Origin of the sequence: Fluviicola sp. (assembly GCF_029266855.1) — a bacterium.
Classification (GTDB): domain Bacteria; phylum Bacteroidota; class Bacteroidia; order Flavobacteriales_D; family Crocinitomicaceae; genus Fluviicola.
In genome coordinates this window covers 223,010-245,670 of record NZ_JAQSWB010000005.1, presented here as the reverse complement: position 1 = coordinate 245,670, position 22,661 = coordinate 223,010, and the positions used below count along the sequence as shown (strand labels likewise).

Genomic DNA, 22,661 nt, shown 5'->3' with positions numbered 1-22,661 from the left:
CCAAAAAATTGAATTTCACAACTATTCATCATCAAATTGCACTTACCTTTTTAAGTGGCATCGGAAGCCGAAGGGCCCGCATCATTATTTCTCATTTTAATGATCTGGAAGTCTTCTTTACGGAAAAGCGCCTTAACCTCGCTAAAATACCTGGTATTCCGGCTGATTTTATTTCATTGAAGCTGCGTTTGAATGCCCTGGTTGAAGCTGATAAAGTACTCCAGGAATTGGAGCGTATAGGCGGAAAGACTGTTTTTTTCACGGAAAAGAATTACCCGCGAAGACTAAAACAATGCAGTGATGCTCCCTTGTTGCTTTACAGTAAAGGAAATATCGAATGGAATCCTCCAAAACTGGTCTCCATAGTCGGGACGCGTCATGCAACAGATTACGGGAAAGCACTTACCCATGAACTGATAGAAGGTTTGGCTTCACATGATGTGACGATTGTTAGCGGAATGGCCTATGGAATAGATATCTATGCACACCAGGAAGCTTTGAGACAAAATCTGCCGACCTGGGGTGTTCTGGGCCACGGACTTGCTAAAATGTATCCGGGTGAACATCGGAAAATTGCAGACAGAATGCTCGAAACAGGCGGAATAATCAGTGAGTTCATTCCCTCCCAAAAAGCAGAACCTGCACATTTTCCTATGCGTAACAGGATTGTAGCAGGTTTAACGGATGCTACCATTGTTGTGGAAAGCGGCGAAAAAGGAGGTTCACTGATAACGGCAGGGTTGGCTTCCGACTACAACAGGGATGTTTTTGCATATCCGGGCGATATATCGAGGCCATACTCCTCAGGCTGTTTAAAGCTTATTCAGAAAAATCAGGCTTTTCTGATCCGAAACTCCGCAGATCTGATCGATGCTATGAACTGGCAACCGGAAGAACAAACGCGGGCACGCCAGCGGGCTTTGTTTGTAGACCTTAATTTGCGGGAAGAAAAAATTATTTCCGTTTTGAAGACCAAACCGGAGTTAAGTCTGGACACCATCGGTTATTTGTCTTCACTAACAGTTAGTGAGGTTTCAAGTGATCTGTTGAGTTTGGAGTTCAAGGGTTTGGTTCGCTCTCTTCCGGGCAGGCGGTTTCAACTAATACATTAAAGAACAAGTCTGTTTGCACTTAAATTTCTATTTTAGGGGCCATAAACTAGAAACATGAGAAAACATATTTTATTTGGAGCCCTGGCTCTGAGTACCCAACTTGCCTTTAGCCAAACAGTAACAAACGCTCCGGATAGTAAATACCAATTCACCAAAGTTGTACAATTAGATGCAACTCCGGTTGAAAGTCAGGGAATGACAGGAACTTGCTGGAGCTTTTCATCATTATCTTTCTTTGAAAGTGAATTGATCCGCATGGGTCATAAAAATCCTTCTGAGCTGGCTGAAATGTATATCGTTCGTAAAGCGTACGAATCAAAAGCAGACCGTTTTATCCGCATGGATGGAAAAATTAACTTTAGTGAGGGTGGAGCATTTCACGATATTCCTTACGTGATAAAACGCTACGGAATTGTTCCTAAAAGTGTTTATACGGGTTTAACTAACGGAAAAACAACTTACAACCACGAAGAATTATTTGCCGTACTAAACAGTTTCATGCAAACAGTTCTTGCGGAAGTCCAAAAAGGACACGGGATCGGAACAGAATGGAAAAAAGCATTTTCTTCTCTTTTGGATGCGTATTTAGGACCGGATATTACCGAGTTTACTTTCGAAGGTAAAAAATACACTCCCATGACTTACGCCAATTCTTTGGGCTTGAAAATGAATGATTACGTTTCCATTACTTCTTTCAGTAACGATCCGTTTTATGAAGCTTGTGAAATTGCTATTCCTGACAACTGGGCTTGGGGAGACAGTTACAATGTTCCATTGGAAGACATGGTCGCAGTAGCTGAAAACGCCTTGAAAAACGGGTACACTTTAGCTTGGGGAGCAGATGTTTCTGAAAAAGGTTTCAACTTCCGTCAGGGAATTGCGATCATCCCGGAAGACGAGTCAACGATCCAGACGCGCGGAAAAGACAGTAAAACATTCAATGATGCCGGGGCAGCAAAAATATCCAATGCCTTTTTGGAACCTGTGAAAGAGCAAACAATTACACAGGAAAAACGCCAGCAGGGCTACGATGGGAAAGTAACAACGGATGATCATGGAATGCATATTGTAGGAATGTTTAAAGATCAGTCCGGGACACGTTACTTCCTGGTTAAGAACTCCTGGGGGACAGATAACTTACCACAAGGATATTTGTATGTCTCTGAACACTATTTCCGTATGAAAACTATCAATATTTATTTGAATAAAGAGGGTTTACCAAAGGACTTGAAAGCGAAACTAAAATTATAAGTAATTAGTTGGTGGAGAAAACTTTTTTTGTTAGATTTGACACATTACCACAAACTAATATAACATGGAAAGACTAACACCCGCAGAAGAGAAAGTCATGTTAAGGCTTTGGAAACTGGAGAAAGCAACTGTGAAAGAAATAGTTGACTTGTATCCCAATCCAAAACCAGCTTACAACACTGTCTCAACAATCGTACGAATCCTGGAGCGTAAAAAATTCATCAAGCACAAACCAATGGGAAGAGGTTACATCTACCTTCCGAAAATTGGCCGCGAGCAGTACCGTGATTACCTGGCGGACTACATTTTGAAATTTTACTTTGATGGAAGCAGAAATGAGATTGTCTCATTCTACAACAGCAATGTTTCGCTCAACGAAATTTTATAACACATACCGGAACCCTGACATTTATCGTCAGGGTTTTCTTTTTAAGTCTTTCTATCTATTCGGTAATAACAATATCCGGGTTTCGTTTCAGGATCTCTGCAATAAACACCTCATTAGAAAGAGGGCTGATGTAAATTTCATCGTATTTCTTAAACTTAATGATCAATCCTTTTCCCGCTGTAGCCGGTTTGATTCCCACATATAGTGTTTTTCCCTTTGCAATCTCACGGATCTGGTCTATTTGAATTTTTCCTCTCAGAGGTCCGCTCCTGTAAATCAGCTGTGTTTCCGTCAATTCGTAACTAGTTCCCAGGTAAATCCATAAAAGGAAAACAATGATCACTCCTAAAGGAATAGTAATCCAAAAATCACCCTTTTCGATCCATCCCAGAGCAATTCCGAATGTAGAAAGAACCGCCAGGAAAACAACCGTCCCGAGGATTAGTATGCTGAAGAAAACATCCTTTCTGCTGGTAAATTTCATGATCGTTTAAATGGCATTCTGTCAAATATAACGAATTGACTGAAAAGTTGCAAGTTCGCGATATTGCGAACAGCCCTTTATTCATAAGGGTTTCGGCGACAAAATGCAATTAAAAACACGCTTTTCTCACTTGCCTGCGATTACATAAAATTGGCTGAATAATTGGATAATGTATCCAATCGCATTTGGGGCTTCAACCAGGAAGTATTAAGCAAATAATCGAATCATGTTTTTCAAGATGATAGGAAAACAGAGGGATATCAGAGCCGCAGAAGCCTTTGATTTAAAAAATTAAAGCATCCGCATATGCAGATGCTTTATCACCTAACTTTATACACCTCACCGGTGTTTTTTTGACCGTATCAAAGAAATAATTTGCTGAAACCAAATCCCAATTTTTAGCCTTAACTTGATCTAAACAATGACGCTTAAACTCCAGAAATGATATTAACTCACCAAACTTTGATACAACAATTATTGATGGTTCATTCAAAATAAAAAACACTTGTAATTTATTGATTAACAGGTTATTGACTAATGATCAAGTTAATCCGATGCTTTCTATTATTTTTCGGAATTTAGCAGAAACACCTTAACTGCAATCAGAACTGGTTTCTGCTTATTTTCGTTGGTTCTTTTTGAATAGTGTTGCAAAAAACACCTGATCAGGTCATTATTTTCTCAGATATCTTCCAGAATGGTATACAATTCGTCCCGCGCATCCAGGTTCATTTTCTTTCTCAGGCGCGAACGCAATACATTTACTGATTCCGGAGTAATGCTTTTCATGGTCGCAATATCCTTGGAGGAAAGTTTGAGCTTTATAAGCAAACACAATTCCTTTTCATTTTGAGTTAATTCCGGATACTTTTCATGAAGACGCCATAAAAATTGACTATTGATCTCGTTGACATTATTTTGGAACAGCGCCAATCCGTTATCCACGGCCTGGAAACTCTTCACGTAGGTGATCAGTTCCGTCACATCTCCTTTTTCAATCGCGTTCTTTCTCCTGAGTTGTTGCAGACGAAGTGCCATCTCATCTGTAAACTCGAATTTCTTGGTTAGATTAATGGCAAACGTGAGCAGGTCCTTGTTTTTAAGTTCCAGTTCCAGTGTTAAGCGCTCTGCTTCCAGTTCCTGGTATTTCAATTTTTCTTCATTGAGTTTGCGTTCAATACGGGCAGCCTGGTTTTTACTTTGCTGGACCTTTCTGTTCACAATGAAAACAACGATTAGGATGATTAAAAGAATTGCTACCGAACCAATGCCCAATAACCGTTCTTTCCGGTTGATCGACTGGAGTCTTTGCTGAGCTTTCTTTTGTGTTTCGAGTTCGAGTGTTATCTGGTCGTTCTGAAAACGGACAAAATCATTCAACCTTGAATTGATTGATCCGTCTTTTAATGCCAAAGATGCTGTTTCTGCTCTTTTGCGCAATGCCTCGATCAATTTGCCGGGCTGATGTGTTCTTTCATAATATGTGCATAAAACATCATAATATTCCAGCCGGAGTTTCGTATCGGCATCTTTCAATTTCACGGCATCCAGGTGTTTTTTCGCCTCCTCCAAAAGACCATAATGCGACTCCAGCTTTGCAAGATGAAGCAGGAATTGCGTTCTCAGTTTCAAATCCGGCGGGGCAAGTTTCGCGATAGTGATCATACGAACCGCTTCTTTCTGCTTCTCAAGGCTCTGCTTATATTCTCCGCGCAGTTCATGGATCCTGGCAAGATTGTCATGGATCACAGCATAAAGCGTACTGTCTCCCGAATATTTGTTATTTAGGTGAAAATTATTGATTGCCCGGTCAAAGAAATACCTGGCCGTAGACAAATTTCCCTGTTCCAGGTAATTGGACCCAATATTATTCAGGCAATGTGTGATCACGCCGGGATCATTGTGCTTTTTGATCAGGTTGAGTGCATGTCTGTAATAGAAATTTGCCGAATCAAACTGGTGCATTTTAGAGTGTAACCTTGCTATCCGTTCGATCATGTAATAGCGGGCTATCCGGTCCAGGTTAAATTCATGTTTGAGCGATCTCTTGGAATATGCGATCGACATCTCGTTTGCTCCTAATGCTTCCAGTGAGTTTCCGATCAGACCGAATACGATACAGCTGTCTCTTCTTGAAAACCCGCCCGAACGGCTAAGCTTCATTAAGCGGTTAAGCGATTGGAGCTTGCTCCCGTAAAAATCCTCCACCCCTGCCAGACTCCATTCGCCCTCAATTTCCAATGACCGGAACCCCGACTGTTTAGCAAGCTTGAGACCCGTCGAAAAGTATTTCCTGGCTTCCGAAGAATCCACGTAAAATAGCCGGTTTCCAAGTTCGTACAAGGTTTTGATCTTTTCCTTTCCGCCAACCTGCTGCAAGCGTTTCACCAAACTATCCTCCGCCCGCTTTTGACAAAGTCCGGATCCCGGAAGGAACAGAAGCAGCAATGCAGTAAATAGCGTCATTTTCCAAGACATAGCTTCCGGGTTATAGCACAATGAGTTTGTTCAAAATGTATGGAAAGATATAAAAATATCTGGGGTTTAAATACGGAATAACTATTTCAACCATATCTCATGGAGATCCCGTAGTTGAATTGTCATTCAATGGTACATCGAACCAAAGAACCACTTCTTGTAAACGAATTACAGCGAATAATTAAAAACCATTGAATGTGAGGCTTACTCATTGATTGCCCCACTTTACTCCCACTATTAAGTATGGATACGGTATAGATACCCCACCTCGAGACGTAGCTACTGTAAAGTCTGCTACTGTCAACTTTTACACTGCGAAACTTCAGTGAAGCAGTGTTTCATTTTCAAATTGCGAAACTTCAGTGCTGAAAGCCCTGACCCTAGCGTCAATGAAAGAAGGGTTTCATACGAAGATTGAAGTAAAAACACCAAAAATCCGCGCTCATCCGCGCCCTCTGCGGGAAAATCTGTACTCTTTGCATCGCTCGAAGGAAAAGAAACCCCCTATATGACCTATGTGTTCTATGTGGTTCAACTTTACTCCGCCACGGAAACCAACTCCAAATTGTCTCTTCGTTCGTAATTAGGAATTCGTATTACCCCACTATCTCCCCCAACCTTTCAAATGCCTGGTCCATATTCATCACATGGTTGTAGATCATCCGCAAACGATCGTTCTTCTCGCTCATTTTGCAGTCTTTCGGGTTGCTCTGAACGTATTTCAATACCTGCGTGAACATCGGGGAATCGTAGTACTTGGATTGGGAATTTGCTACGAAATAACCGATCATTGATCCTTGTTTAATAACCAGTTTTTCGAAACCAATTTCCTGTGCCAGCCAGCGCAGTTCAAAGGAACGCAGTAATTCTTTTACTACTCGCGGCAGTGGACCAAAGCGGTCGATCAGTTGCTTTTTGTATTCTTCGATCTCTTCTTTGCTGTTCAGATTATCCAGGTCCTGGTAAATACTCAAACGCTCGCTTACGTTGTTGATATAATCTTCCGTAATCCGCAACTCGAAATCGGTTTCCAGGACACAGTCTTTTACGAAATGTGCTCCCATGGTTTCCGTATTCCGGTCGTCGTAAAGGTCTTTGAATTCTTCTTCTTTCAATTCGTCCATGGCTTCGTTCAGGATCTTCTGGTACATCTCAAACCCAATCTCGGAAATAAAGCCGCTTTGTTCTCCTCCCAACAGGTTTCCTGCTCCGCGGATATCCAGATCCTTCATGGCAATGTTGAATCCCGAACCCAGGTCGGAGAACTGTACAAGAGCTTCCAAACGCTTGCGTGCTTCGGAGGTGAGTAAACTGATGGGTTGTGAAATGAGGTAGCAGAATCCCTTTTTATTGGAACGTCCAACCCGCCCGCGCAACTGGTGCAGATCACTTAATCCGAACATATGTGCGTCGTTGATGATAATGGTATTCGCATTTGAGATATCTATCCCGGATTCAATAATGGTTGTTGCAATCAAAACGTCATATTCGCCCTGGATGAAATCCATCATCACTTTTTCCAACTGCTTTCCGTCCATTTGTCCGTGACCAATTGCCACCCGAACTCCCGGACACAGGCGTGAGATCATCCCGGCTATTTCTTTGATATTTGCCAGTCTGTTATTCACGAAATAAACTTGTCCTCCCCGGCTCACCTCATAGGAAATCGCATCGCGGATATTTTCTTCATTGAATGTGATTACTTCCGTTAAAACCGGCTGACGGTTTGGTGGTGGCGTATTGATAATGCTCAGATCTCGTGCACCCATCAATGAAAACTGCAAGGTTCTCGGGATTGGAGTTGCGGTTAATGTCAAGGTATCAACTGTTGTTTTTAAGGTCTTCAGTTTATCTTTCACTGCCACCCCGAATTTTTGTTCTTCGTCGATAATGATCAGACCCAAATCTTTGAACTTAACTTTGTCACTGACAATTTTGTGCGTTCCTACCAAAATATCAATCTCACCGCTTTCCACTTTTTTCAATGTCGCCGTGATATCTTTGGCAGATTTGAAACGGTTAATGTAATCTACATTTGCGGGAAAATTCTTGAAACGTTCCTTGAAACTCCGTGCATGCTGATGACTTAAAATAGTTGTCGGAACCAAAACCGCAACTTGTTTGCTGTCGGCAACTGCTTTAAATGCCGCACGCATGGCAATTTCCGTTTTTCCAAAACCCACATCGCCACAAACCAATCGGTCCATAGGCGTATCTTTTTCCATGTCTTCTTTCACTGCTTGTGTGGCCTTCAACTGGTCGGGAGTGTCTTCGTACATAAACGATGCCTCGAGCTCGTTTTGTAAATAAGTGTCCGGAGAAAACGCAAAACCGGGTTGAGATTTGCGTTTTGCATATAATTGAATCAGATCGAAAGCCAGTTCTTTGATGCGTTTTTTGGTCTTCTGTTTCAGCGTTGCCCAAGCCTGGGTTCCCAATTTATTCATCTTCGGAGCTGCTCCGTCTTTCCCTGTGAATTTGGAGATCCGGTGCAGGGAGTGAATACTTACATATAAGACATCGCCGTCGCGGTAAACCAAACGAATCGCTTCCTGCGGTTTCCCATTCACATCGATTGTCTGCAGCCCGGAGAACTGTCCTACTCCGTGATCGATATGTGTAACATAATCTCCTTTTTGAAGATTGTATATTTCTTTTAAGGTCAGGGCTTGTTTCGCCTGGCGGAATCCTTCCTTTAATTTGAACCGGTGGTAGCGTTCAAAGATCTGGTGATCCGTATAGCAAACCAGTTTCAGTGCCGGAATAATAAAACCTTCGTGAAGCGCAATATTCATGGGTTCAAATTCTACTTCCGCCCCGATGTCCTCAAAAATTTGGTATAAGCGCTCTATTTGCTTCGGCTGGTTGGAAAAGATCAGGTTTTGGGCACCCGCTTTTTTACGGGCAATCAAATCGTCTTTCAATAAATCGAAGTCCTTGTTGAACGTTGGCTGATGCAGGGTTTCAAACGTAATTGTTTCCGAAGCTTTGAAAGCATATTCGGGACCTATTTCCACGATCGAATGCACCGGGAGCTGTTCTTTCCAGTCGGAAGGGTGCATATACAATTCACTTGGCAAACTGTGCTTGATCGTATTTTTGGGAAGCGTTTCGTAAACCTTTACCGCCTTTTCATAATCCTTATCCAAAGCAGCTTTTACCAGGTCATTCGACGCAAGCCAGATAGTTGTCTGCTTTCCGATGAATTCCAAAAAGGTTCCGTTTCCATTCAGAACCAATTGGCGCTGCACATTCGGAACCACTGAAAAATGTGTGTGTGTCTTAATAGATAGCTGCGAAACGGGATCAAAGGTCCGGATAGAATCTACCTCATCGCCAAAGAATTCCACCCGGAAAGGCTGATCATTGGAAAAGGAAAAAATATCGACAATCCCTCCCCGAATGGAGAACTGTCCGGGTTCGTAAACAAAATCAACACGCTCAAATCCGTATTCCAATAAGAGTTCATTAAAGAAATCAATGGAATAGGTTTTGCCACGCTCCACCCGCATGGTGTTTTCCGAAAGTCTTTTTTGTGTTGGTACCCGCTCGAACAATGCCTGCGGATAGGTAACCACCCAGGTGTTCTTCCCGGTATTGATCTTTTCAAGCACTTCGGCCCGTGCAACTACATTCGCATTATCGGTTTCTTCTAATTGATAAGGCGTGCGATAGGAAGCCGGGTAAAATAAAATATGTTTGTTCTCCGGGTACAATTGTTCCAGGTCGTTGAGAAAATAGGCCGCAGCTTCTTTGTCTTCCAAAACGAACAGGTGATTCCCGGGAACCTGCTCACATACGGAAGCAACTGCAATCGATTTGGAAGAACCGATCAGCCCTTTCCAGTGAATTCGAATTTCCGCCTGTTGCAATAAATCAGCTGTTTGATCGAGTCCTTTGAGCTTTTTGAAAAGTTGTAAAAAATGTGTCTGGTCCATAATTCCGAATAAACAGTTTAGGGGACACAGCGCACTGTACCCCCTTCAAAGAGTTGCAAAGGTAATGGATTGTTTTTGGATTTTCTCTATTTGCTTTTAGTCACTTTTTGAAAAAAGGATTTTCATTTTGAAAAAAATCCTCCTGTTGAAATTAGCTAAGACCAACTAAATCAGCAGTTTTTCGTTTTGGCATACATTTTATTAAGAAAGGGGAAACTAGAATTATGAAGACTTTATTTATCGCAGCAGTTGCTTCAGTAGGATTGTTCCTGGTATCCACCGGATGTAACAAAGAAAAAGGAAGTAGCAAAATGACTGTAAAAATGGTTGATGCTCCTGGAGATTTCCAGCAGGTTAATGTAGAAGTATTGCAGGTGCAGGTAAACCACGATGGGCAGGGATGGATTAATCTTCCGACAAATGCCGGAATCTACGATTTGTTGACTTTGCAAAACGATGTTTCAGCAACCTTGGTGAATGTCGGTGTTTTACCATCCGGACATCTTAACCAGTTCCGTTTGATCCTTGGAGATGAGAACAATGTAATGGTAGACAGTTTGTACTATCCGTTGGCAACTCCATCTGCACAGCAATCCGGGTTAAAGATCAATTTGAATACGGATTTCGCTCCGAATACAACATACGAATTGTTACTGGATTTTGATGCAGAACAAAGTATTGTAACTCAAGGTACAGGAGCTTATTCCTTAAAACCTGTTATCAAGGTTTTATCGATTAACCCGATATAGATCTTAGGTGTGGTGTAAATAAGTAGTAGTAGTATGTCCACAAAAGCCATTCGTGAACTGACGAGTGGCTTTCTCTTTTTCTGGCTTTGGCTCTGTAGAATTGAACCTTGGTCTTATCACAAATCTTAAAATCAACCACTTATCCCGACAAATCATCAGCTTATGCCATTGCATCAATAGATTGATCATTTGTCCAACTCCACCTACCCAATCCATCGTTGAGTATTATTATTCACTTAATACTCAATTTATGAAAACAATCATTACTTCTATTTTAATCTTGGGAATGAGCGGAGCATTTGGGCAGGGCGCTTTAACGCTGACCACTTCCAATTCAAATGCCAGATTCTCTGTTTCCAACAACGGAATGTTTTTCAGCAACCCTAGCACAACAGGTGGATACTTTGTACCAAAGGACAGTTTGGTTAGTTCTATTTATTCCACGGCGTTCATGGCCGTAGGTAGAGACATCAATGGAGGTATAAAAGGTGCCGTCGCTAAAATCATGAATTCTGATTTCACTCCAGGCCCTTATTTACCGAATCAGGCCAACTACAGCTCACAGTCATACATCAACAAGTATCAATTCTCCTTGTGGGACATCACGAAAGCTCAAATTGATCACCATATTGCTCATTGGGCAGATCAGGGTTATGTGGTTCCCGGGATTATTAATTTCTGGCCGGGAAACGGTGATACCGGTAATGGCGAAAGTTTGCTTCTTGCCCCTTTTCATGATTCGGACGGAGATCAGGTTTATGAACCGGAATATGGGGAGTATCCAATCATTCGCGGGGACAAAGCTGTTTATACCATTATCAATGACGGGAATGGTGTTCACTCCTCAGGACTGGACAGGGCCCAATTAGAAGTTCATATGATGTTCTATCAATACGACGATTCTACTGATGGCGCTCTGACGAATACTGTATTTTTCCAAACCACTGTTTTTAACCGGGGAACTCAGTCCTTAACTGATTTTCATGCCGGTCATTTTATTGATTTTGATTTAGGTAATCCGCATGACGATTACATTGGAACAGAACCCGGAAGAAACCTGGCTTATATTTACAACGGTGACTTAAATGATGAATTCTTTTCGGGGAACCCGGGATATGGTGAGATGCCTCCTGCAGCAGGAATTCTTAACCTGGACGGAAGTCTGTATTCCCATATTCTGATATCAGATCCTTCCGGTTTAAATACTGCTTCGGAATATTACAATGTGTTGAGCGGACTTTTACCTGATGGCAGTCAATTACTTGATGCAAACAATCAACCCACCACTTATATTTACAACGATCTGGATTCTTTGACAGGATGGCACGAGTATATGCTTGGAAATCCTTCCGGTGACCGTCGTTCCGTAAGTGGACATGATCCTGTCAATTTTGGGCCCGGAGAAGTCCTTTGTTACAACAACGCAGCCATTTTTGCCAGAAAATTTGAACTGAATTTGACTGCCAGTGTTGACAGTTTGTTCCTTGTGGCAAACCACATCCAGGATTTTTATAACAACCAGAATTTTTATTGTGAAACGCAGCATCTGGGTCTGCAGGAAGAACAACAGCTTTCCATTTCCATCTATCCGAATCCGGCGAAAGACCAAATCCGGGTGGACGGCTTGACTTTCGGCACTTACCGCATTGTGAACCTCGAAGGAAAAGAGCTTCTTGCAGGAACGCTGGAAAATCCGTTTATTCAAATTGATTTGTTGAAGAATGGATTCTATATTCTTGAAATTACCTCCGGCAGAAAATACGATCGAAAATCGTTTGTGAAGGAATGAGATTAAAACATTTTTTAACTGCGAAACCCTTTGGAAACAGAGGGTTTTTTGTTTTTATATCCGTTTCCTTTTAAAAAATGTGCCTTTCAAATGAACCTTTATCGGGCGGCTGAGTAATCCTGTTAGAAACTCGGAAGTCAAGCGCGCTATGCTTACGCCGTAGCTTTAGCATAGGCGCAGATTTTTCTCTAAATTAAGAACATGAAATATTTACTAATCGGATTTGTTTTTTTGAATTGCTTAAACGCATTCACACAAAAACCGGAAAAGGTTTACAGTATTGCAATTGAAGTCAAAGAAACTTCCTGGTACGAAAATCAAATCAAACTGTGGAAGGCTGAGATTGACAAAAACGAAAAAAACGGGGAAGCCTGGATAAATTATTATGCAGCTTTCCGTGCGCTGCGTAATCTTGCCCCGCATGATTCGGATGAAAAGAAAAGATACATCGAACTTTGTTCAAAAATTCCCGGAGAAGTGCAAAAGGCCATGCCAAATACTTTTGAAAGTCATTTCCTGACTTATATTGAAGTTGAGGGTGCAGGAGGAAAGCAGGAGGAGCTATTAAAAGCTGCAGCAATCAATCCGTATCATCCTCAAGTCCTGGATGAACTCTTGATCCATTATGCGCTTGAGCGCGATCAGAAGAACTTTGAATTGTACGGTAGAAAAATGTTTGAAGCCAATGATATGCCGGTTGGCATGCTGAACTGGGGGTACAATGTGCTTTCCGAGATGGATGAAAATGCAATCCTTTTTACCTGCGGAGATAATGATACTTATTCCGCATGGCTGGTACAAGGTGTGAAGAATTTTAGAAAGGATATAACGGTTGTTAATATGTATCTTATTCAATTGGATGATTACAGAAACAAATTGTTCAAAGAATTGGGATACGAACCACTGGAATTAAATACCCCGCAAACAGCCGAAGAACTTGATGCATATATGAAGCGTATCTACGACCATTTCTTTAAGGGAAAAAGGGCGGTCTACGTTGCAACAACCGCAATAAACCTGTTTCAAAAAGACTATGCCGATAAATTATACCTTACCGGGTTAGCGTACAAATACAGTGAATCCAATTTTGATAATGTAAGTGTCATTCGCAGGAATTATGAAAAACGTTATTTACTGGACTATCTGAGAGAAGTATTTGCTTTTAACGTCGCTGACCTGAAGGCGGAGGAATTCAATGGAATGTATCTTCCTTCCATGATCAAATTGTATCAGCATTATTCCGAAAGTGAAGAAGTAGCCAGGAAACAGGAGCTGGAACCTCTTCTTTTGAAAATCGCGGAACAAAGTGGTCAGCAAAGTGAGGTGCTCGAATTATTATCAGGTAAAGAAAAATCGAGTTCTTTTCTCTCAACAGTTTTGGATTTAAAAACCTTGGAGAAAAATATGGTTGAATTAAAGGACAAGGTTTACATCGATAAATATGAGGTTACCAATGGAGATTACCACAAATTCTTAAGCAACTTGGAACGTTCCAATCAAACCGAGCTGTATCGTATTGCTTTATATGACTCCATTCAATGGACAAAAGGGAAATTCGCTGATCAATCTCATGATCCGATGGGTAACTTATACCACTGGCATCCGGCTTACGGAAATTATCCGGTGGTTTGCATTTCTTACGAAGGAGCAAAAGCATATTGTGAGTGGCTTACCAAGCAATACAACCTGCAGCGCAAGCGTACATACACACAAGTTCTTTTCAGGCTCCCAACGGAATCAGAATGGAGAACAGCAGCCGGTTCCGGGAATCCAAAAGCAATCACTCCGTTTCCGGATAACAGCATAAAAAATTCCACTGATCATTATTTGGCCAACATCCAGCCGGTTAAAGGAAAACTCTTTGATGACGGGGGTTTTCATCAGGTGAATGTAAAAAGCTACGAGCCGAACAAAATGGGGCTCTTCAATACCTTTGGAAATGTTTCTGAAATGACCGGCACAAAAGGAGTGGCGCTTGGAGGATCCTGGTATAACTTATTCGAAGAATGTACCTTTGATAAAACACAGCAATACACAAATCCTAATCCGGAAACCGGCTTTCGAGTTGTGATGGAAATAATAGAAAAGTGAAAAGCCTAAGTATACTTGAACAGTTTACATCATAAACAACAAAGCGACGAAGAGTTGATGGTTCAGTTGATGAGCCATCATACTCCCGTATCCGCCAAACAGGCAGAAGCTGCACTGGTGGAATTACATCGCCGGTACAGTAAAAAACTGCTGGGCTATTTCATCAAAATGCTGAACAAAGATGTAGACCTGGCACAGGATTTCGTTCAGGATATTTTCCTGAAATTGATGGAGAAAAAACACTTGTTTGATCCGGATAAGAGATTCTATTCCTGGATCTTCGCCATAGCCTCAAATATGTGTAAAACGGCATACCGTCACCAGGGGAAAACAGTATCACTTCATGCGGAAATGAACCATCCCGGAGGACTGGACGAAAATCTGGCAGAGAAAAAGCTTTTCTTAAAAGCTTTACAGGATAGCATAGATAAGCTGGAACATCACCATAAAACGGTATTTGTACTGCGTTACCTGGAACATTTTCCCTTGAATGAGATCGCTGAAATTACAGAAAGCTCCCTGGGTACAGTTAAATCCAGACTGTTTTACGCAACAAAAAAAATTACGGATCAATTGAAACACTTTGATCCAAGTTTTGAAACAACAATCTTTAAATTGAATTGATATGGAAGAGCAACATGAACGCTTATTCGATTTGATAGAATCCAAATCGTTTGGAGAACTTAGTGAAGAGGAAAAATCCTTTGTCTTGAATCACCTGACAGAAATGGAATACGGTCTTCAAAGAAAAGTGATTTCTGCAACTGCAGCTTTGGAATACGATTCCGAAGAACCACTTGCTTTAAATCTTCCGGAAAAGAATACTCCTTTTTTGAAAAGAACCATCCCACTTTATAAGGCATTGATCGGCGCTGCTTGTCTCGTACTGCTTTTTGTTGTCGGAAACCGGAAAAGCTATTCCCTGAACTGGCATTTTACAGAACATCCTTTGGAAATCTCATTAACTGGTGGGGCTTCTTCGATGCAGATCATCCATGACACCATTATTGAGAGAGTGCCGTTTATTTCTGCTTCCAGGATCATCCACGATACCATCACCCTTGTTCAAAATACATTGCAGCAAACAGAAAAAAGAATGTTGGAAGCAGGTAATACGATTGTTTACCCGGAACTGACAGAAAAACTGCTGGAAACTAAAAGTCAATCCTATAAGGAAGATCAAACCACAGCTTTCCTGCCTTCAGTTACAGTTGTAAATACCATGAAATAAATTCTCCCGATCGTTCTAATTCGACAGACCGGGAGATTAATTTCAACTGATGTTAATTATTGTTTTGTTATACGAACCAGTTTTGTTTGGTCGCCTTTCATTATTTTAAGCAAATAAACTCCATTTGATGCATTGTTCAGATTCAATATCATTTGGTTATTCCCTGGTTGGTTTTCAAATGTATTAATCAACTGACCCATCGTATTGAGCAATTCTATTTTTTCAGGGGCTACCATTTTATTCCAGCTAACGATAATTGTCCCGCTTGATGGATTCGGATAAACATTTACCCCCCACTCTGAATCAATCGCATCCACTGACGCAAACTCTCCGTCTAAATTCACATTGTCCAGCCAAATGTGATTTCCACCTGTTCCTATGTTTTGGAAAGCTAACTGCACACAGGACTCACCGGCCAAAAAGCTCAAATCAACTATCACTTCTTCCCAAACAACAGTTGGAGTTGCATCATACCAGAACCAAACGTCATTACCGGGTACAGTCAACTGAGAACCTCCTCTTTTCCAGGCAGGAAGCCAGGTTTGTCCGTTTAAAGTATATACAAGTGCTAATGAGTCTGTATAGTTTCCGTTGTTGTGATAAGTATAATCGAACGAAATACTTGGCTGGATTGCTCCGCTGAAATCCAGGGCAGGAAGCGCCAATAAATGAATTTCACCCGTAGCATCCTCCCAATAATTCGGAAACGACGCTACTTTATTATTCGGATTGTCTTCCGGCCAGTCCTGTTCCCATGATGTCCCGCCTTCCACAATTAATTTCCAGTTTTCCGGAGGAAAAGCTCCTTCAAATCCTTCTGTAATATGTGGGTTAGCCGTTTGAGTATTTACGGTAATGAAATCAGCCAGAACAACGGTGTCCGTTCCAAAAGCATCCGTTACGATCAACGTTACATCAAACATCCCCGTTTGATTGTATGCAACAACCGGGTTCATCACTGTTGAAGTTGCCGGTGTTCCTCCCTCAAAGGTCCATTCCCAGGTAGCAGAAGCCATTCTTACTGTGGAGTGATCGACAAAGTGAATGGAATCTCCATCACAATCCGCAACCAAATTAATGGTTTGAATATCTGCTGCAGCCATTGCAACCGGCGGTGCATCTTCGTAAAGATCACATTCATAAACCCCGCGCTGAGAAGCAGTACGAATTTTTCCTTCACCGTAAAACGGCTCTAAAAATGCACAGGAAACACTCGCAGGCAGGTTGTTGTTAAACAGAGCCCAATCAGCCATTGCTGCGTTTTTATAAAAAACTGCCCGTTTGGTTCCGATGTAAATCCCATCATTGGTTCCGTAAGCATGTACTATGGACACAACGCGTTCACCTGCAATCGTACTTGTAGTTAAATTCGTCCAGCTTGCACCGCCATCGATGGATTGGAATACCTTGTTTCCGTTTTGAGAACCCATTAGAATACACCAAAGTTTATTCGGATCCTGATCGTCCACTTCAATATATTTCGAACGGTTTTGATTATTTCCCGTCTGAGCCCCTGTTGGTGTAATATCTGTCCATGTCAAGCCCTTATCAGTTGATTTTTTAATTTTGGTAGCGGACCCGGTAGTCTTATGTGTAACGTACAGGATATTCGGATTCGACCAGGCTACTTTCACCTGGATCACACTTACACCGCCAAAATCGTAAACTTCATCAAAAGAAAGTCCTCCGTTTTCAGTGAAATACAGTTTTGTTTCCACAGGAGAATAAAATGAGTTATAATTGGAAGGCAAAAACGCATAATTACCATATTCGCCATCAATATAAGAAGTGTTGCAGTTTTTCGAATCATCAAAACTTCTTCCTGAAATACGCGTTTCGCGATCCGACGAAAAATTGAATGATCCGTTATCGTTGTAACCAATGTTATTGTCGCCAAAATTTACGAATCCCCTGAAGTTATCTCCACCAAGTTCTGCTAACCATCCGCCTGATGTCGGTGTGGTTAATCCACCGTGATAAATATCATTATACTTGAGTAATGTTCCATTGTGGTATGTTCCGCCCACCATGATATCACCACCTTTAAATCCGGCCTGGAAACCCCAGAAATCTGTTCCCTGGATCCCGTGCATTCGCGGCACCAAGGTGTCTCCCTGATCGGAAGAATAATACAAGCCGCCATCTGAGCAAACCCACATATCTACTCCGCCTGCATGCTGGAAAAATTTTATATCGTGCACGTCAGCATGGTTATAACGGTAAGCGGTATGCTGTCCAACCCATGTAACCCAGTGTGCGTTTTGTTCCCAATCAACGCCACCGTTTTCAGAACGCCACACATTGATCCCCGCACCAAAAACACGGTCGGCATTGGTTGGAGAAACCCCCATGCATAAATCGTAATAATATTGACCGCCTTCTTCGTCACCTTCTTCCGCATAACCCAGCATATTAGGGTCCTGGATACTTGCGCCTCCAGGCCCGGTTCCACAACAGCTAAAACTGAACGATTCACCGGCATCCGTACTTTTGTAAACGCCGTATAAACCTCCGTCAGGTCCAACCTCTCCGGCAGCCCATACATATACCACATTCGGATCCGCGGCAGAAACGCCAATTTCGGTACGTTCCTGTGCATCACCAGTTGGAGGTAAAGGCCAACCGGCAGTTTTTTGCGTCCAGGTCAGTCCATTGTCTAACGATTTATAAAATTGTGTTGCATTTCCGGACAAGGAAACAGTATAAATAATTTGAAGATCCGCCGGATTAATTTCTATTTCCATATGCTCACCTGCATGTACAATTGCCCAGGAAGCTCCATTGTCTGTACTGCGGTATAAACCTGTATTGGTCGCTGCCAAAAGAGTGTTTACACCTATGTATTTTAAATCCCGAACAAAACGATTCACTCCCTGAAACGTAGCATCACCTGTTAAATTCCAGGTAGTTCCGGCATCTTCCGAACGCCAGATTTTACCGTTTTCTTCACCGAATAAAATGCGGTTGGGATTAGTAGGATCGATTGCTATCGAATACACTGCATTAACTAATAAATTTTTAGAGGCTAAGGTCCAATTGTGACCTTTATCGATGGTTTTCCAAATACCTGCAGTTGCTGTACCTGCGAAAAGCACCTGGTCATTGGTTGGATCTTGTTCAACTGTATAAACATGAGCTGATCCCGGAGACTGAACCTGGAATTGCATTGCCTGTTCATGATCGTAATCCCAAGGGCCCATTTCACTCCACGCCGAGTTGGACGACTTTTGAGCTTCCAGGTTTGCTTTTGCCTGCAAATATGCCTGTTCATTCGCTTCGGAATCAATTGAGCGATCAATATATCCTTCGTTATTGACATAGCTCCAGTTTTCTTTCATCAGGCGTTTGAAGTACTGCGTGTGCCGGTTTTTTACAAAATCATGTGTTTGGTAATAGGCGTGAAACAATGTCCGCAATTCAAACAAATTGGGATTGGGAGCGTACATTTTCACCACCCATTCCGGATCGTTTGATTGTACTTTGTAAGCTTGTTGGTTTTCCTGAGCCTGGTTGTAATAACTACTACAACACAATAAGCCCGCTGCTAATAACAGTTTTTTCATGGTTTTGGAATAAGAAGAAACTCAAACTTAGTTTAAAAAGAACTTAGTTGTGTTATAAAAAGAATGCTACTGTTGGAATCTAAAGTCTCCGTAATCAATCTTCCGCTCTTTTGCGTACCAATGGATCAATGTTTTCCTTTGGAAAGAAATTTCGAAACAAGCTGTTGCCCATAAAATACGAACAGGATGATCAATCCGCTTCCAAAGAAAACAAGGGCGAGTGGGCGGATTCCATCATCAAAGAAAAATTCACCGATCATCCAGGTGGAGTTAGCTAGGATCCAGGCAATTACTGCCAGATTGTGCATCAGTTCCGAATAGGATTTTCTCATTTTCCAAGTCAACCATAACGCAACGGAAATAGTCGGAATGATCATAAACGTCCCCAGCCATTTCAGATCAGCTGCCCAACAGATATCTTTGAGAAGCCATAATAAAATGTGTAGATTTTCTATTTTCCGGAAATCTAAAAACATTTAAGCCTTCGCTCTTGCTTTTTCCAGACACTCAATTGCTTTTTCCATCATTTGTTTCGAACCTGTGAAGAATCCGCAGCGCTCATGCAATTGATGTGGTTCGAGGTCCAAAATACGATCTGTTCCGTTGGTTGCCATTCCACCAGCCTGCTCTGCAACAAACGCCAATGGATTACATTCATACAATAATCGCAATTTACCTTTCGGACTTTGGTTTGTAACAGGATAAATATAAATTCCTCCTTTGATCAGGTTTCTATGAAAATCCGCAACCAGGGAACCAATGTATCTCCCCGAGTAAGGTCTTCCGTCTTCCTGAACCTGCTGGCAAAATGAAATATAATCCTTTACTCCTTGTTCACATTCGTGGATGTTTCCTTCGTTCATCGCATAAATGCGGCCCGTTTCCGGCATACGCATATTCGGATGCGATAAACAAAACTCACCAATGGAAGGATCCAAGGTAAACCCGTTTACTCCATGCCCTGTTGTGTATACCAGCATGGTTGATGAGCCATAAAGCACATAACCTGCTGCAATTTGCTGTGTTCCTTTTTGCAGCATATCCTCCAGAGTTGCGAACGACCCTTTTGGAGAAACCCGTTTATAGATAGAAAAAATCGTTCCTATGGAAACATTGCAATCAATATTGGATGAACCGTCCAGCGGGTCAAACAATACAATGTATTTTCCGCTTTGAGCCCGCTCTGATGTGAAGGCAAGAAAATCATCGTTTTCCTCTGAAGCAATTCCGCAGATTTCGCCACTGGATTCAAATACTTTAATGAATTGTGTATCTGCAATAACATCCAGCTTTTGTTGTTCTTCACCCTGGATATTCATGTCTCCATGGGCTCCAAGGATATGATCTACCAATCCTGCTCTGCGAACATCTCTTGCCACAATTTTTGATGCAATTGAAATATCATTTAAGATTCGCGACAACTCACCTGAAGAACCCGGGAATTCCGCTTGACGCTCCATAATAAAATCGCTCAACGTAATGATATGTGACATAGATAAAAATTTATTAGCAAAGGTACGGAATAATTAAAAACGATCTTTTCCAATTATTCACAATCCGGATGAAATTATACCTATTACGGAAATTAATAAGTAAACGCCTCTTTTTCATAACTCTTCCGGAAAGGGCATGCTCTAACTTTGAAATTGCCAAATGGTTGGCAGCATTAAATTTTTATACCATGAAAACTTTCCATACTTTTTTACTGGCGGTTGGACTTTGCGTTATTCAACCTGCTTTCGCCCAATGCGATATCAACCCCTTTCTTATCCGAAGCTTTGAATTCAACGGTTCCAATTACGAAATCATACTAGAGAACCGCAGCTGGCAAGCTGCCGCAACTTGTGCAGCATCAAGAGGAGGAAAACTTGCCGAGATCAACTCACAGGAAGAACAGAATGCTGTATTCCAGGAAATTTCCACTGCATTCATTGATCCGGCCAACACTGTTGCCTGGGACGGAGGAGGAGCATCTTACTTATGGTTGGGAAGCAATGATTCCGGGTCGGAAGGAAACTGGGTCTGGAATGGGAATAATGATTCTCAATCTTCTCCATTCTGGATCGGAACCGCTAACGGATCAGCTGTAAACGGAAGTTATGAGAATTGGGGGAACGAGCCGGATAACTGGAATAACCAGGATGGATTAGCCATGGCACTTACAGACTGGCCTCTCGGACAAGCAGGACAATGGAACGATGTATTCATTACCGATGAGCTTTATTTCATTATCGAATATCCACCGATTTCGCTCGGTATAACACAAAATTCAATGGATTCATTCACGGTTTGGCCTAACCCGGCAGCCGAACAAATAAGCATTTCGTTCCAGGGCAAGGTGAACTCCATCCTTATTACCGATCCGTCAGGGAAGCAGGTTCTTAGCAGTAATGCAGCTGCCGGAATTACAACTATCGATATTTCCACCCTTTCTTCCGGAACGTACCTGGTGCACGCAGGTACAGAAGTAAGAAGACTCATCGTAGAGTAAAGGGGACCATAAGGGTAAGAGGGTTTTCTCCATCCCTCTGCCCTTAATTTCTTATATTTATAAATCCCCGGTATATCGGCTAAAATGAATATTCCCGGGGATTTGTCTCAAAGAAACGAGGCTCAGATCCAAAATCCGGCTACTTTTACATTATGTTTCAAAAATTCCGGTATTATATTTTGATGCACCTCATTATTTTCATGTGGGGATTTACCGGTATTTTAGGCAAACTCATCCACATTGAAGCCCAATATTTGGTGTGGCACCGTATTCTGATCGCCTTCATTTCTTTATTAATCGGCTTGTACTTATTGAAAATGCCAATGCGCATTCACAGCCGGAAGGCCATGCTGAAGGTTTTTGGAACCGGGATTATTGTGGCCCTGCATTGGATCACGTTTTACAGTGCAATAAAACTTTCAACTGCTTCCCTGGGAATTTTATGTTTGTCAACTGCGACTTTGCATGTGACCTGGATCGAACCGCTCGTTTTCAAAAAGAAATTTTCCTGGATCGAATTTTTATTCGGGGCTTTGGTCATTTTTGGTATCTACTTTGTTTCTTCGGATTTTGATGAAAAACAATACCTGGCTCTGGCACTTGGCTTGACCTCCGCTCTATGTGCAGGACTCTTTTCTGTCTTCAATGCCAAACTTGCAGAGGAAGTTCCTTCTTCAGCCATTACACTTTATGAGATGGGAATCGGGCTGGTGTTTCTTTCGGGAATGCTTTTATATAATGGGAAACTGGATGAAAACCTGTTCAAAATGACGGGCAGCGATTTTGCCTGGCTTTTATTCCTTGGTATTTGCTGTACTTCCTTTGCTTTCATCGCTACTATTGAGGTGATGAAAAAACTAGGCGCATTCACTGTTTCCTTAAGCATTAACCTGGAGCCCGTTTACACCATACTTTTGGCGATTCCGATCCTGCACGAGGATGAATTACTGAATGGAAATTTCTATGCCGGGTCAGCCATGATCATCTTGGTAGTTATTGCCAACGCAATCTACAAATCAAAACAGCGCGAGCGCACGTTGAAAAAACTTCATTCATAATCCTCAGAAGGGCTTGCTCCACCATAGCGGTTACGCGA

At 41.9% G+C, this 22,661-nt stretch carries 16 protein-coding genes; 10 read left to right on the top strand and 6 right to left on the bottom strand.

Translation table 11 applies throughout. The features are described 5' to 3' along the window. The first annotated feature begins 8 nt into the window (after positions 1-8). The 3 genes from dprA (at position 9) to K0S23_RS12690 (ending at position 2,751) form a co-directional block, all read left to right on the top strand. A complete protein-coding gene (gene dprA, locus K0S23_RS12700; RefSeq protein WP_300357965.1) occupies positions 9-1,112 on the top strand; it encodes a DNA-processing protein DprA in 1,104 nt (367 codons plus the stop codon). Positions 1,113-1,166: 54 nt separating this feature from the next. Further along, a complete protein-coding gene (locus K0S23_RS12695) occupies positions 1,167-2,363 on the top strand; it encodes a C1 family peptidase (RefSeq protein ID WP_300357962.1) in 1,197 nt (398 codons plus the stop codon). A 64-nt stretch (positions 2,364-2,427) separates the two neighbouring features. Continuing rightward, positions 2,428-2,751 carry a BlaI/MecI/CopY family transcriptional regulator gene (locus K0S23_RS12690; protein ID WP_300357960.1) on the top strand — a complete coding sequence of 108 codons (324 nt, stop codon included), beginning with the start codon at positions 2,428-2,430 and terminating at the stop codon, positions 2,749-2,751. A gap of 55 nt (positions 2,752-2,806) precedes the next feature. Here K0S23_RS12690 and K0S23_RS12685 read toward each other — a convergent pair whose 3' ends face one another. The 3 genes from K0S23_RS12685 to mfd all read right to left on the bottom strand — a co-directional run bounded on the left by K0S23_RS12685 (position 2,807) and on the right by mfd (position 9,651). Further along, positions 2,807-3,235 carry a PH domain-containing protein gene (locus tag K0S23_RS12685; protein ID WP_300357957.1) on the bottom strand — a complete coding sequence of 143 codons (429 nt, stop codon included), beginning with the start codon at positions 3,233-3,235 and terminating at the stop codon, positions 2,807-2,809. A gap of 681 nt (positions 3,236-3,916) precedes the next feature. Further along, entirely contained in the window at positions 3,917-5,713 is a 1,797-nt protein-coding gene (locus K0S23_RS12680) for a tetratricopeptide repeat protein (RefSeq protein ID WP_300357955.1), read from the bottom strand. Positions 5,714-6,309: 596 nt separating this feature from the next. Beyond that, positions 6,310-9,651 carry a transcription-repair coupling factor gene (gene mfd / locus K0S23_RS12675; protein WP_300357952.1) on the bottom strand — a complete coding sequence of 1,114 codons (3,342 nt, stop codon included), beginning with the start codon at positions 9,649-9,651 and terminating at the stop codon, positions 6,310-6,312. A gap of 224 nt (positions 9,652-9,875) precedes the next feature. Here mfd and K0S23_RS12670 point away from each other — a divergent pair, with 224 nt between their 5' ends. The 5 genes from K0S23_RS12670 (at position 9,876) to K0S23_RS12650 (ending at position 15,511) form a co-directional block, all read left to right on the top strand. Next, positions 9,876-10,400 (top strand): DUF4382 domain-containing protein, encoded by a 525-nt coding sequence (locus tag K0S23_RS12670; RefSeq protein ID WP_300357950.1) that lies wholly within the window; start codon positions 9,876-9,878, stop codon positions 10,398-10,400. Between the two features lie 250 nt (positions 10,401-10,650). After that, a complete protein-coding gene (locus tag K0S23_RS12665; RefSeq protein ID WP_300357948.1) occupies positions 10,651-12,189 on the top strand; it encodes a T9SS type A sorting domain-containing protein in 1,539 nt (512 codons plus the stop codon). Between the two features lie 201 nt (positions 12,190-12,390). After that, a complete protein-coding gene (locus K0S23_RS12660) occupies positions 12,391-14,280 on the top strand; it encodes an SUMF1/EgtB/PvdO family nonheme iron enzyme (RefSeq protein WP_300357947.1) in 1,890 nt (629 codons plus the stop codon). Positions 14,281-14,295: 15 nt separating this feature from the next. Beyond that, the gene (locus K0S23_RS12655; RefSeq protein ID WP_300357944.1) at positions 14,296-14,904 is read left to right on the top strand and encodes a sigma-70 family RNA polymerase sigma factor; all 609 of its coding nucleotides are present in this window, start codon (positions 14,296-14,298) and stop codon (positions 14,902-14,904) included. Position 14,905: 1 nt separating this feature from the next. Continuing rightward, the gene (locus K0S23_RS12650; protein ID WP_300357941.1) at positions 14,906-15,511 is read left to right on the top strand and encodes a hypothetical protein; all 606 of its coding nucleotides are present in this window, start codon (positions 14,906-14,908) and stop codon (positions 15,509-15,511) included. Positions 15,512-15,567: 56 nt separating this feature from the next. Here K0S23_RS12650 and K0S23_RS12645 read toward each other — a convergent pair whose 3' ends face one another. The 3 genes from K0S23_RS12645 to fbp form a co-directional block, all read right to left on the bottom strand. Then, entirely contained in the window at positions 15,568-19,074 is a 3,507-nt protein-coding gene (locus K0S23_RS12645) for a T9SS type A sorting domain-containing protein (protein ID WP_300357938.1), read from the bottom strand. 125 nt (positions 19,075-19,199) lie between these two features. Next, entirely contained in the window at positions 19,200-19,550 is a 351-nt protein-coding gene (locus K0S23_RS12640) for a hypothetical protein (RefSeq protein WP_300357936.1), read from the bottom strand. Next, on the bottom strand, positions 19,551-20,567 hold the full coding sequence (gene fbp, locus K0S23_RS12635; RefSeq protein ID WP_300357933.1) for a class 1 fructose-bisphosphatase: 1,017 nt from the start codon (positions 20,565-20,567) through the stop codon (positions 19,551-19,553). Positions 20,568-20,755: 188 nt separating this feature from the next. On the opposite strand from fbp, the gene K0S23_RS12630 reads away from it, so the two are divergent. Both K0S23_RS12630 and K0S23_RS12625 read left to right on the top strand, forming a co-directional pair. Continuing rightward, on the top strand, positions 20,756-21,565 hold the full coding sequence (locus tag K0S23_RS12630) for a T9SS type A sorting domain-containing protein (protein ID WP_300357931.1): 810 nt from the start codon (positions 20,756-20,758) through the stop codon (positions 21,563-21,565). Positions 21,566-21,717: 152 nt separating this feature from the next. After that, positions 21,718-22,623 (top strand): DMT family transporter, encoded by a 906-nt coding sequence (locus K0S23_RS12625; protein ID WP_300357929.1) that lies wholly within the window; start codon positions 21,718-21,720, stop codon positions 22,621-22,623. Positions 22,624-22,661: the final 38 nt, after the last annotated feature.